The following is a 12,135-nucleotide window of genomic DNA, read 5'->3' on the forward strand; positions in this document are numbered from 1 at the left end:
CGTGTACCGCCTGATCACCAACCCGGAGTGCCGCCAGTACATCCTGCGCCAGGCCTTCGAAGAAGCGATCCACACCCACGCCTACCAGTACTGCATCGAATCGTTGGCCATGGATGAAGGCGAGATCTTCAACATGTACCACGAGATTCCATCGGTCGCCAAAAAAGCAGCCTGGGGCCTGAAATACACCCGCTCGATCTCCGATCCGAAGTTCGAAACCGGCACCGTCGACACCGACAAGGAACTGCTGCGCAACCTGGTCGCCTACTACTGCGTGCTGGAAGGCATCTTCTTCTACTGCGGCTTCACCCAGATCCTGTCCATGGGCCGCCGCAACAAAATGACCGGCGTGGCCGAGCAGTTCCAGTACATCCTGCGCGATGAGTCGATGCACCTGAACTTCGGTATCGATGTGATCAACCAGATCAAGATCGAAAACCCGCACTTGTGGGATGCCGAGATGAAGGAAGAAGCGACCCAGATGATTTTGCAGGGGACGCAGCTGGAGATCGAATACGCGCGGGATACCATGCCGCGCGGTGTGCTGGGCATGAACGCGGCGATGATGGAGGATTACCTCAAGTTCATCGCTAACCGTCGCCTGTCGCAGATCGGCTTGAAGGAAGAGTATCCGGGGACGACCAACCCGTTCCCATGGATGAGCGAGATCATGGACTTGAAGAAAGAGAAGAATTTCTTTGAGACTCGGGTTATTGAGTATCAGACCGGCGGCGCATTGAGCTGGGATTAACCCCGCAGCCCCATGGACCGTAGCATCACGGTCCATGGGCGGGGTTCAGTCCGAGACCTGCTCCAGAAAGATCAACTGCAAAGGCTCATCGAGCCAGTCATCCGCCGCTGCGGCGAAGCGCTGGAAGTATGGCGTCGCAAAATGCGCATCGAGTGCCGCCTGGTCCTTGAACGCCTCACGCATGTAGAACGTACCGGGTTCGTCCCGCTGCTCGAACAACACATAGTCAAGGTTGCCTGGTTCGGCGCGCGTCGGCTCGATCAGGTTCAACAAGCCTGTTTTAAGGGCCTGTTGCTTGCCGGGTTTGGCCTTGAGGACGGCGAGGGAAACCAGGGGTTTGTGCATGGCAGTGACTCTTTCATGGGGTGGGCTGGTACATCCGGCAAGGACAGCAACCATCAGGGCGCTTAGCCAATAACCAGAAGCGTTGATCGGGGTTTTCATGCTGGGTGCTCTCAGTGGACTGGGGTCATCGTTGTCCACCTGGCAATAAAGAAACACCGACAAAACCCGCTTACACTTTCTTCAAAGGCTTGAAAATGCCTCACACCATCAAGACCCCCTGCGTCGGCCTGTGCTCCACCGTTTACGGCGACCTGGTCTGCCGGGGCTGCAAGCGTTATCACCATGAAGTGATCCAGTGGAATGGCTACAACGCCGAGGAAAAGCAGGCGGTATGGCTGCGCCTTGAGCAATTGCTGGTGCAGGTGATGGCCAGCAAGCTGGAAGTGTTCGACCCCCAGCGCCTGCGCCAACAACTGGAAGACCGCAAGATTCGCTTTATGCCGCACCAGTCGCCGTATTGCTGGGCGTACCAGCTGATTGCCCGGGGCGCGCGGGTGATTTCCAGGCTGGACGCCTATGGCTTGGCGTTGTTGCCGGAGTTTCGCGAACGCAGCCTGGCGGATTTGCGCGATGCCATTGACCGGGAGTTTTTCCTGCTGTCCGAGGCGCATTACGAGCGGTATATCGCCCCGGGGTTTATACGCGAAGTGTTCGGTCAGCCTCTCATCGCCAGCAGCATGTGACCGTCGTAGCAGCTGCCGAGGGAATCAGCAGGTCCAGGAAGCTGCGCGATCCACCTGCAAGCCATACCGCTCAATCGCCTGCTGGCACACGTGCCGCTCAAGACTGCCCTGCTCCACCAACGCGGTAAGCGCCGCCAGCACGATGTGATGCCGATCCACCTCAAAGAAATCCCGCAGCGCCGCCCGTGTATCACTGCGACCAAACCCGTCGGTGCCGAGCACGGTGTAGCTCGAGTCCAGATAGGACGCAATCATCTGCGGTACTGCGCGTACGTAGTCGGACACGGCAACCACTGGCGCACCTGCCGGCAAGCAGTCATTCAGGTGACTGACGCGCTTGCCGGCCTGCGGATGCAAGCGGTTCCAGCGTTCCACTTCCCGCGCCTCCCGTGCCAGTTCGCTGAAACTGGTCACGCTGTACACCTCGCTCGCCACGTGCCAATCCTCAGCCAGTAACCGCGCGGCGGCCTGGGCTTCACGCAGCAAGGTGCCCGAACCGAGCAGGCGTACCCGGGCGTCAGCGGCGCCTTCCAGGCGATACAGGCCCTTGATGACCGCCGCCTCCACGCCTGCGGGCAGGCTTGGCTGCGGGTAGTTTTCGTTCATCAGGGTCACGTAGTAGAACTCGTCCACATCCTGTTCCAGCATCTGGCGCATGCCGTGGTCGAGGATCACCGCAAATTCCCCGGCAAACGCCGGATCGTAGGCGCGGCAGTTGGGCACGGTGGCGGCGGTGAGATGGCTGCTGCCGTCCTGGTGCTGCAAGCCCTCACCGCCGAGTGTGGTGCGCCCGGCCGTGGCACCGAGCAGGAAGCCACGGGCGCGCTGGTCGGCGGCGGCCCAGATCAGGTCGCCGACGCGCTGGAAGCCGAACATCGAGTAATAGATGTAGAACGGCAGCATGCGCAGGCCATGCACCGAATAGCTGGTGGCCGCCGCGACCCAGGAACTGATGGCACTGGCCTCGCTGATGCCTTCTTCAAGAATCTGCCCGTCGGTGGCTTCGCGGTAGCTGAGGATCGAACCAATGTCTTCCGGCTCATAGCGCTGGCCGACGCTGGAATAGATGCCGATCTGCTTGAACAGGTTGGCCATGCCGAAAGTACGCGCCTCATCCGCCACGATGGGCACGATGCGCGGCCCGAGCGCCTTGTCCTTGAGCAGGTTGGTCAGCATGCGCACGAAGGCCATGGTGGTGGACATTTCCTTGCCGTCGGCCGCCGTGGCGAAACCGGCGTAACCGCTCACGGGCGGGACGTTCACCGGTGCTGCGGCCTGGCTACGGCTGGGCACGTAGCCGCCCAGGGCCGTGCGCCGCTGATGCAGGTAGCGCAATTCGAGGCTGTCATCCGCAGGCTTGAAGAAGCTCAGCGACTCGGCCTGTTCATCGCTCAGCGGCAACTGGAAGCGGTTGCGGAACGCGAGCAGCGCCTCGCGATCGAGCTTCTTCTGCTGGTGAGTGGTCATCTTGCCCTGCCCGGCCTCGCCCATGCCGAAACCCTTTTTGGTCTGGGCCAGGATCACCGTGGGCTTGCCCTTGACCCGGCGCGCTGCGTGATAGGCGGCATGGATCTTGACCATGTCGTGGCCGCCACGCTTGAGCCGGTCGATCTGCTCATCGCTCATGCCCTCGACCAGGCTGGCCAGCGCCGCGCTCTGGCCGAAGAAGTGTTCGCGGTTGTAGGCCCCGTCCTTGGCGGCGAAGGTCTGGAATTGGCCGTCCACGGTGCTCGACAACGTGTTGACCAGGGAGCCGTCGGCGTCCTTGGCGAGCAAGGGGTCCCAGTCCGAACCCCAGACCAACTTGATCACGTTCCAGCCCGCCCCCGCGAACAATGCCTCCAGCTCGTCGATGATCCGCCCGTTGCCACGCACCGGGCCGTCGAGGCGTTGCAGGTTGCAGTTGACCACCCAGGTCAGGTTGTCGAGGCCTTCGCGCGCGGCCAGGGTCAGGGCCGACATGCTTTCCGGCTCGTCCATCTCGCCGTCGCCGAAGACACCCCACACATGGCGCTCGGCGGTGTCCTGCAAGCCGCGATGCTGCAGATAGCGCATGAAGCGCGCCTGGAAAATCGAACTGATGGGGCCAATGCCCATGGAACCGGTGGGGAACTGCCAGAAGTCCGGCATCAACCACGGGTGCGGGTAGCTGCACAGCCCACGCGCCCCGGCCTTGGCGCCACCGAGTTCCTGGCGATAGTGGGCCAGGTCGTCCGCGCTCAAGCGCCCTTCAAGGAAGGCGCGCGCATAAATGCCGGGGGCCGAATGCGGCTGGTAGAACACCAGGTCGCCGCCAAAGTCGTGATTGCGGGCGCGGAAAAAGTGATTGAAACCCACCTCGAACAAATCCGCCGCACTGGCGTAACTGGCAATGTGGCCACCGAGCTCGCCATAGGCCTGGTTGGCCCGCACCACCATGGCCAGGGCGTTCCAGCGTACCAGCGAGGCCAGGCGCTCTTCGGTGGCCAGGTCGCCGGGAAACGCCGGTTGCTGCTCGACGCTGATGCTATTGATGTAGGGCGTGCCGTGGCGGGGTTTCCAGTCGATGTGCGCAGCGCTGGCGTCGCGGGCCAGCAGGTCGAGGATCTGCCGAGCGCGCTCAGGGCCGGCATTGGCTACCAGCGACGCCAGCGCGTCACGCCATTCGTCGAGCTCTGGTTGATCCAGGGCTGTGTGATTCACTGCACTCGCGAAACCGTTCATGGGCACCTCCGGGCTTTTTTTCCAGTTTATGTCGGTGCCTGAGGATTTTTTGCCTGTTATCAGGCGCAGCTTGCAGAATTTTGAGCATGAATCACTGCCTATGGGCTTTTTCCCAGCACGTTGTGCTCAAACAACCCGAAACCTCACCAGTGTGTTTAAAATGCCGCCCGCTCAATGAACGACGCTCAACGATGAACCCAGACGCACTCGCTACCCTGCACGCCCACCTGCTCACCGCCCTGGCCAACCCGCCGGCTGAAACCCGGCGCCTGTTCCATGGCCGTGGCCGCTGCTGGCCGGGCCTGGAGCAATTGACCGTGGACTGGCTGCAAGGCGTGGTGCTGGTCGCGCTGTTCAAAGAGCCCGAAGCGCTCCACCTGGAGGGTTTGAAACAGCTGTTGATCGACTTCGACTGGGCCCCAACCGGCGCCCACAGCGTGGTGCTGCAACACCGCTACCTGCCGCTAAGCACCACGGAATGGCTGGTGGGCGCAGCCATCGACGAGCTGACCATCACCGAAGGCGGCCTGCGTTACCTGATCGACCTGGGCAAAAAGCAGAACAGCGGGCTGTTCCTCGACATGCGCTACGGCCGCAACTGGGTGCGCGAACAGGCCAAGGGCCAGCGGGTGCTCAACCTGTTTGCCTACACCTGCGGCTTCTCGGTCGCGGCCATCGAGGGCGGCGCCAGCCACGTGGTGAACCTGGACATGGCCCGTGGCGCCCTGAGCCGCGGCCGCGATAACCACCGCCTGAACGGTCATGACCTGAGCAAGGTCACCTTCCTCGGCCACGACCTGTTCAAATCCTGGGCCAAGGTCACCCACAGCGGCCCCTACGACCTGGTGATCATCGACCCGCCGTCCTTCCAGAAAGGCAGCTTCCTGCTGACCAAGGACTACCAGCGTGTACTGCGTCGCCTGCCGGATTTACTCACGGCCCAGGGCACTGTCCTGGCGTGCATGAACGACCCGGCCTTCGGCGAAGACTTCCTGATCGACGGCGTCACCCGCGAAGCACCGGGCCTGCGCTTTATTGAACGGCTGGAAAACCCGCCGGAATTTCCGGATATCGACACGCAAAGTGGCCTCAAGGCACTGGTGTTTCGCCAAGGCTGATGCCGAAACGTCCTACGCTTGCTACGCTATGTGATGCGCCGGGCGGTGAACCTTATGACCCCCTTCCCGGTCGATACCTGCATTCCCCGGCCAGACTCGACAGCGTCACGTTGTCGGCTGCCCCGTTTCACCTTTTGGAGAACCGCCCGTGATATCGACCCTGCATGTAGCCAGAATCAAAGCCTGGGGCGCCCACGGCTTTACCGCCACCGGTGTGGTATTGGCCTTCCTGGCCACCCTGGCGCTGCTGGAAAACTCCCCCAAGGCCTGCCTGCTCTGGCTGGGCCTGGCCCTGGTAGTAGACGGCGTCGATGGTTCCCTGGCGCGACGGGTGAATGTCAGCACGGTATTGCCCAGCTTTGACGGCTCGGTACTGGACCTGGTGATCGATTACCTCACCTATGTGTTTATTCCGGCCCTGTTTATCTACCGCTATATCGACCTGCCGGACTTTACCCACCTGTTCACGGTGTCGGTGATCCTGGTTTCATCGCTGTTCTGCTTCTGCAACGTGAACATGAAGAGCAAGGACAACTACTTCGTCGGCTTCCCCGCCGCCTGGAACGTGGTGGCCTTGTGCGTATACATCATCCAGCCGGACGCCTGGGTCACCTTGCTGACCGTGATCGGCCTGGCCCTGCTGACCGTGACGCCGATGAAGTTCCTGCACCCGTTCCGGGTCAAGCGCTTCATGCCGATCAATATCGCAGTGACCACCATCTGGTTGCTCTGCAGCTTCTTGATGGTGGTGGATTATCCCAACACCAACCCGTGGACGTTTGGGTTGTGGTCGGTGATGTCCGCGTATTTCCTCGGAATCTGCGTGTGGCGCACGGCGCTGGAGTGGATGGGAACCCACAAATAGCCAGATGAACACCGTTCAACTGTGGGAGAGGGCTTGCTCCCACAGTTGGTTCTGCGCACATCAGGCAGGTAAGATGGCGCCCCTTCGCACAGCGCCCTGCCAACCATAAGCCCTCCCATGCCTTTCGAACTCAGCGTAGACCTCACCACCCTCGCCATTCTCGCCGTCGTGGCCTTTATCGCCGGCTTTATCGACGCCATCGCCGGCGGCGGCGGCCTGCTTACCACCCCGGCGCTGCTCACCGCCGGGATGCCGCCCCACCTGGTACTGGGCACCAACAAGCTCAGCTCCACCTTCGGTTCGGCCACGGCCAGTTTCACCTTCTACCGTCGCAAGCTGTTCCACCCGCGCCAGTGGGTGCATGCGATCGTCGGCACCTTGATCGGTGCGCTGGCCGGTGCGGTGGTTGCCCACTACCTGCCCGCCGAAACCCTCAACAAAATGCTGCCGGTGATCGTATTCGCTTGCGGTGTGTATTTGCTGTTTGGTGGCACGCCCAAGGCGCCACTGGACGCCGACGCACCGATCAAGAAGAAATGGCAAGGCGCCCAGGGTTTCGGCCTGGGCTTCTACGACGGCGTGGCGGGCCCCGGCACCGGTGCGTTCTGGACCGTGAGCACCCTGCTGTTGCACCCCATCGACCTGGTGAAGGCCAGCGGCGTGGCGCGCAGCATGAACTTCGTCAGCAACGCGGCGGCGCTGTCGGTGTTTATCTTCAACGGCTCGGTGGATTGGATTGTCGGCCTGGCGATGGGCGTGTCGGTGATGTGTGGCGCATTTTTTGGCGCGCGCAGCGCGATCAGCGGCGGCGCCAAATTCATTCGCCCGGTGTTTATCACCGTGGTTCTCGGCCTGACCGTGCGCCTAGCCTGGCAGCACTGGTTCAGCGTGGCCTAGGCGACGGGCCAGGTAGAGGTCGATCAGGTAACGCGCAATCGAGCGTGACGCCGGCAGCGGCGGCAGGTCGTGGATGCTGAACCACTGCGCGTCCTCGATCTCGTCGGCCTGGGGCACGATGTCGCCACCGGCGTACTCGGCATGGAAGCCCAGCATCATCGAATGGGGGAACGGCCAGCACTGGCTGCCCATGTACTGGATGTTCCTGACCTCCACCTGCACTTCTTCGCGCACCTCGCGGATCAGGCAGTCCTCGGCCGACTCACCCGGCTCGGCAAAGCCCGCCAAGGTGCTGTAGACCCCGGTGACAAAACGCGGCGAGCGCGCCAGCAGGATCTCGTCGCCACGGGTCACCAGCACGATCATGCTCGGCGAAATCCGTGGGTAGCTGCGCAGGTCGCAGGCCTGGCAATACATCGCCCGTTCCCGTGGCACCTGGACCATGGCCTGGCCGCAACTGCCGCAGAACCGATGCTCCCGCGCCCAGGTGCCGATCTGCGCGGCGTAGCCCAGCACTTTGTAGAGGGTGTGATCACCTTGCAGCATGAAGCCGCGCAGGCCCTGCCAGCCGCAACCCGGCACTTCGCCCGCCGAATCGAGTTCCAGCAGGTACACCGGCTCACCGTCGAGGTGGCCGATGCCGTGTTCGGCAAACACCGATAGCTCCTGGCGCTTGAGCCATTCCCGAGGGAACAGCGGGCCGTTGGCATCATGCAAAAAGCCCTCGCGGCTGCGGGCGACGGCCCAGCCGCCGGGGGCGTCGTTGTCCAGCAGCGTTGTGGTAATCCAGCCTGGGGTCATGTCAGTCAATCCACGAATTCGGGTTTCTGCTTGCTCATATGGGCCGCGATGGCCACGCGCAGGTCGTTGGATTGCAACATAGCCGAGTTCCAGGTGGCAACGTATTCCAGACCGTCATTGACCGTATGGTCACGCATGTAGCTGATCATGGCCTTGGTGCCGGTGACCGCAATCGGCGACTTGGCCGCGATTTCATGGGCGATCTCGAACACCCCGGCCAACAGGCTTTCCTGGTCGGCATACACGCGATTGACCAGGCCGATGCTGCGCGCCTCCTCGGCACCGAACGGGCGGCCGGTGTAGGCCAGCTCACGCAGCATGCCGTCGCCGATGATGCGTGGCAGGCGTTGCAGGGTGCCGACGTCGGCGGCCATGCCGATGTCGATTTCCTTGATCGAGAATTGCGCGTCTTCAGCCGCGTAGCGCATGTCGCAGGCGCTGATCAGGTCGATGGCGCCACCGATGCAGTAACCCTGGATCGCCGCCAGTACCGGCTTGCGGCAGTTATCGACGGCATTGAACGAGGCTTGCAGCTCGAGGATCTTGCGCCGCAGCAGGCGCGCATTGCGGCCCACATCCTTGCCGAAGTCGTTGGCCACCGAGGCGAGCATCATCAGGTCGATGCCGGAGGAAAAATGCTTGCCGGCACCGCTGAGCACCACGGCGCGTACGGCGTCGGTGTCTTCGATCCATTGGAAGATGTCGATGATCTCGGTCCAGAACGCGGCGTTCATCGCGTTGATCTTTTCCGGGCGGTTGATCTGCACATGGGCTACGTTGCCGCTGAGTTCGACGACGAAAGCTTGGTATTCGGACATGGCAGTGATCCCTGGCTGGCGAGTGATAAGGCCTGAACTATAACAAGGGTACGTGACGGCGCATCGGCCAAAAGCGGGACTGGCAACGGCGATGGAAAAGACGCTGGATAAAAGCCCCGGCACACGCCATCCTTCGCGCTTTGAGCCGCCCCATCAGCGGCGTTCGACGTTTAAAGGATATGCCCATGCACACCCAACCCCTCGCCCCCGCCGATTTCGAATTCATCGAAGAAACCCTGTTGAAATACGGCGACGACCATTCGGTGCTGAACCTGGCCGAACTCGACGGCTACTTCACCGCGCTGGTGTCCAGCCCGGCACAGGTGGACATCGCCGAGTGGTTCCCGGCGATCTGGGGCGGGCAGAACCCGGAGTGGGAAAGCGCCGAAGAGGCCCAGCAGTTCCTTGACCTGTGCGTGCGTCATATCAACACCCTGGCCGCACAACTGGCGACTGACGCCAAGGCCTTTAAGGCACGCTTCGATGAAACCGAACACCAGGACCAAGTCGTGACCCTCGCCGAAGAATGGTGCTTTGGTTATATCCGTGGCGCCGCTATCGGCAATTGGCCTGAGTTGCCCGCGGAGCAGGTAGCGAACCTGGAGAAAATCTCCTGGTGCGCCGAGCAGGACAACTTCGAGTTGCCCGCCGACCTGGATGTGAAGCTGCATCAGCAACGGGTCAGCGCTATCGAACCGGCCGCACGGGCACTGCACGATTACTGGTTGAGCAAGCGCTAGACCTCGACAAGCACCGCACCTTTGGCCGATTATTCGGGTCCGCCCGTCGGCCACTCCGTACCACCTTGCCTTGATCAGGAGCCTTGCACCTTGAGTTCGCAGAAAACCGTGACCGTTACACCGCCCAACTTCCCCCTGAATGGCAAGGTCGCGCCCCCCGGCTCCAAATCCATTACCAACCGTGCCTTGCTGCTGGCGGCCCTGGCCAAAGGCACCAGCCGCCTGAGCGGCGCCCTGAAGAGCGATGACACCCGGCATATGTCGGTGGCCCTGCGCCAGATGGGCGTGACCATCGACGAGCCGGACGACACCACCTTCGTGGTCACCGGCACCGGCAAGCTGCAATTGCCGGCGCAGCCGTTGTTCCTCGGCAATGCCGGCACCGCCATGCGCTTCCTGACGGCCGCCGTGGCTACCGTGCAAGGCACCGTGGTACTGGACGGCGACGAGTATATGCAGAAACGTCCGATCGGCCCGCTGCTGGCCACCCTCGGCCGGAACGGTATCCAGGTCGACAGCCCGACCGGTTGCCCACCGGTGACGGTGCACGGCGTGGGCACGGTCCAGGCCAGGCGCTTCGAGATCGACGGCGGCTTGTCCAGCCAGTATGTCTCCGCCCTGTTGATGCTCGCCGCCTGCGGCGAAGCGCCGATTGAAGTGGCACTGACCGGCAAGGACATCGGTGCCCGTGGCTACGTGGACCTGACCCTGGACTGCATGCGGGCCTTCGGCGCCCAGGTCGAGGTGGTCGACGACACCACCTGGCGCGTGGCCCCCACCGGCTACACCGCCCATGATTACCTGATCGAACCCGACGCGTCCGCCGCCACCTACTTGTGGGCTGCCGAAGTGTTGACCGGTGGCCGCATCGACATCGGCGTGGCCGCCCACGCCTTCACCCAACCGGACGCCAAGGCCCAGGCGGTGATCGCGCAGTTCCCGAATATGCAGGCCACCGTGGTGGGTTCGCAGATGCAGGACGCGATCCCGACCCTGGCGGTACTGGCCGCCTTCAACAACACCCCGGTGCGCTTCACGGAGCTGGCCAACCTGCGGGTCAAGGAATGCGATCGCGTACAGGCCCTGCATGACGGCCTCAATGCGATCCGTGCGGGCCTCGCCAGCATTGAAGGCGATGACCTGCTGGTCGCGGCCGACCCGGCGTTGGCCGGCACGTCGTGCAACGCCCTGATCGACACCCATGCCGACCACCGCATCGCCATGTGCTTTGCCCTGGCGGGGTTGAAAATCGCGGGGATCCGCATCCAGGACCCGGACTGCGTGGCCAAGACCTATCCTGGGTACTGGAAGGCCCTGGGCAGCCTTGGGGTCGCGTTGAGCGACTGACTCAACGGCGTCGGAATGGGGAGGTAAGGATCATGACCATTCGCCAACCCTGCCCACCCGGCGCCTGTGTCTGCGACCGTGAACAGCTGCTGGAGGCCCCCGGCGCCGACCTGCGTATCCTCAGCCTGACCCGCCAGGAAGAAAAACGCCTGGTCGAGCGCCTGGAAAACCTGCAAAGCCTGCAAGACCTGGAGCGCATGCAACAGCGGATGCACGAGTTATTGGGCATCCGCGTGCATATCGCGCTGGGGCACACCGAGGTCAAGAGCATGCGCGGCATCCAGATCGTCATCGACGAGCTGCCAGGCATGTGCCGCAAGACCCGGCAAGCGATCCCGGCGGCGATTCGCCGGGGCCTGGAGAAAAACCCGGAAATTGCCTACCGCCTGTTGGACGCCCACGACCTGTTTCGCGAAGGTTGAATCAACCGGCGACCGTCTCGGCCTCGAACAGCCTCTGCCCGATCGCTTTCGCCGTCTTCAGATGCGCCGGGGCCGCGCCGCCTTCCGAATCCAGCAACAGCTCGGACGTCACCACCTTCGCCCCGCAGTAATCGAAGATGCCGTAGTCGATTTGGGTGCGCATCGCCTTGGCGTAGCCATGACGGTCAAACGCGCTGTCATCCGCGCCGCCGAGGGCCAGCAAGTGCACCTGCAAATGCCGCAGTTTTTTCACCACCGGGGTATCCGGGCCGTAGTCGATCGCCCAGCCGTTGACGAACACACGGTCGACCCAGCCCTTGAGCAGGCCCGGCAGCGACCACCAGTAGATCGGGAACGCCAGCACCAAGGCATCGGCGCGCTCGATGCGCGCCTGTTCCGCCAGCACGTCGGCCGGGGGCGTGGCCTGGGTGCGGTGTACCCGGTGATCGGCGGCGGTGTAGCGCGGGTCGAAGCCTTCGGCGGCGAGGTCGGCGATTTCGAAGGTGTGGCCCTCAGCAGTCAGCCCGGCAGCCACCTGCGCGGCCACGGCGTGGGTGAGGGATTGTGGGTCGTGATGGGCAACGACGATGAGTGCGTGCATGACTTTGACTCCGTTTGGGTTTAAGCTACTTTTGGTAAGTTAAC

General features: G+C 62.8%; 13 protein-coding genes. 8 read left to right on the forward strand and 5 right to left on the reverse strand.

Annotated features, from left to right (window positions below):
• Positions 1-751, forward strand: a 751-nt coding sequence (locus B9N88_RS23365) for a ribonucleotide-diphosphate reductase subunit beta (protein WP_143491256.1), incomplete at its 5' end; no start/stop codon positions are given.
• 45 nt (positions 752-796) lie between these two features.
• On the opposite strand, the gene B9N88_RS23370 is transcribed toward B9N88_RS23365, so the two are convergent.
• Positions 797-1,096 (reverse strand): putative quinol monooxygenase, encoded by a 300-nt coding sequence (locus B9N88_RS23370; protein ID WP_027606364.1) that lies wholly within the window; start codon positions 1,094-1,096, stop codon positions 797-799.
• A 194-nt stretch (positions 1,097-1,290) separates the two neighbouring features.
• Here B9N88_RS23370 and B9N88_RS23375 point away from each other — a divergent pair, with 194 nt between their 5' ends.
• Positions 1,291-1,779, forward strand: a complete 489-nt coding sequence (locus tag B9N88_RS23375; protein ID WP_027606365.1) for a DUF1289 domain-containing protein — start codon at positions 1,291-1,293, stop codon at positions 1,777-1,779.
• Positions 1,780-1,803: 24 nt separating this feature from the next.
• On the opposite strand, the gene mdeB is transcribed toward B9N88_RS23375, so the two are convergent.
• Positions 1,804-4,482, reverse strand: a complete 2,679-nt coding sequence (mdeB, locus tag B9N88_RS23380; RefSeq protein WP_027606366.1) for an alpha-ketoglutarate dehydrogenase — start codon at positions 4,480-4,482, stop codon at positions 1,804-1,806.
• A 191-nt stretch (positions 4,483-4,673) separates the two neighbouring features.
• On the opposite strand from mdeB, the gene B9N88_RS23385 reads away from it, so the two are divergent.
• The 3 genes from B9N88_RS23385 (at position 4,674) to B9N88_RS23395 (ending at position 7,362) form a co-directional block, all read left to right on the forward strand.
• On the forward strand, positions 4,674-5,600 hold the full coding sequence (locus tag B9N88_RS23385) for a class I SAM-dependent methyltransferase (protein WP_027606367.1): 927 nt from the start codon (positions 4,674-4,676) through the stop codon (positions 5,598-5,600).
• Between the two features lie 148 nt (positions 5,601-5,748).
• On the forward strand, positions 5,749-6,465 hold the full coding sequence (gene pcsA / locus B9N88_RS23390) for a phosphatidylcholine synthase (protein ID WP_027606368.1): 717 nt from the start codon (positions 5,749-5,751) through the stop codon (positions 6,463-6,465).
• A gap of 117 nt (positions 6,466-6,582) precedes the next feature.
• Positions 6,583-7,362: a TSUP family transporter gene (locus tag B9N88_RS23395; protein ID WP_027606369.1), complete on the forward strand. Its 780-nt coding sequence runs from the start codon at positions 6,583-6,585 to the stop codon at positions 7,360-7,362.
• Here B9N88_RS23395 and nudC read toward each other — a convergent pair.
• Entirely contained in the window at positions 7,330-8,163 is an 834-nt protein-coding gene (gene nudC, locus B9N88_RS23400; protein WP_027606370.1) for an NAD(+) diphosphatase, read from the reverse strand. The two genes, B9N88_RS23395 and nudC, sit on opposite strands and share 33 nt — an antisense overlap.
• Before the next feature lie 5 nt (positions 8,164-8,168).
• Positions 8,169-8,981: a crotonase/enoyl-CoA hydratase family protein gene (locus tag B9N88_RS23405; RefSeq protein ID WP_027606371.1), complete on the reverse strand. Its 813-nt coding sequence runs from the start codon at positions 8,979-8,981 to the stop codon at positions 8,169-8,171.
• Positions 8,982-9,166: 185 nt separating this feature from the next.
• On the opposite strand from B9N88_RS23405, the gene B9N88_RS23410 reads away from it, so the two are divergent.
• The 3 genes from B9N88_RS23410 to B9N88_RS23420 all read left to right on the forward strand — a co-directional run bounded on the left by B9N88_RS23410 (position 9,167) and on the right by B9N88_RS23420 (position 11,490).
• Positions 9,167-9,721, forward strand: a complete 555-nt coding sequence (locus tag B9N88_RS23410) for a UPF0149 family protein (RefSeq protein WP_027606372.1) — start codon at positions 9,167-9,169, stop codon at positions 9,719-9,721.
• A gap of 90 nt (positions 9,722-9,811) precedes the next feature.
• On the forward strand, positions 9,812-11,068 hold the full coding sequence (locus B9N88_RS23415) for a 3-phosphoshikimate 1-carboxyvinyltransferase (protein WP_027606373.1): 1,257 nt from the start codon (positions 9,812-9,814) through the stop codon (positions 11,066-11,068).
• 32 nt (positions 11,069-11,100) lie between these two features.
• Positions 11,101-11,490, forward strand: a complete 390-nt coding sequence (locus tag B9N88_RS23420) for a hypothetical protein (protein WP_027606374.1) — start codon at positions 11,101-11,103, stop codon at positions 11,488-11,490.
• 1 nt (position 11,491) lies between these two features.
• On the opposite strand, the gene B9N88_RS23425 is transcribed toward B9N88_RS23420, so the two are convergent.
• Complete coding sequence (locus B9N88_RS23425) at positions 11,492-12,091, reverse strand: NAD(P)H-dependent oxidoreductase (protein ID WP_027606375.1); 600 nt, start codon at positions 12,089-12,091, stop codon at positions 11,492-11,494.
• Between the last annotated feature and the right edge of the window lie 44 nt (positions 12,092-12,135).

The sequence above is a fragment of the Pseudomonas sp. LAMO17WK12:I1 genome (assembly GCF_900177315.1).
GTDB lineage: Bacteria > Pseudomonadota > Gammaproteobacteria > Pseudomonadales > Pseudomonadaceae > Aquipseudomonas > Aquipseudomonas marginalis.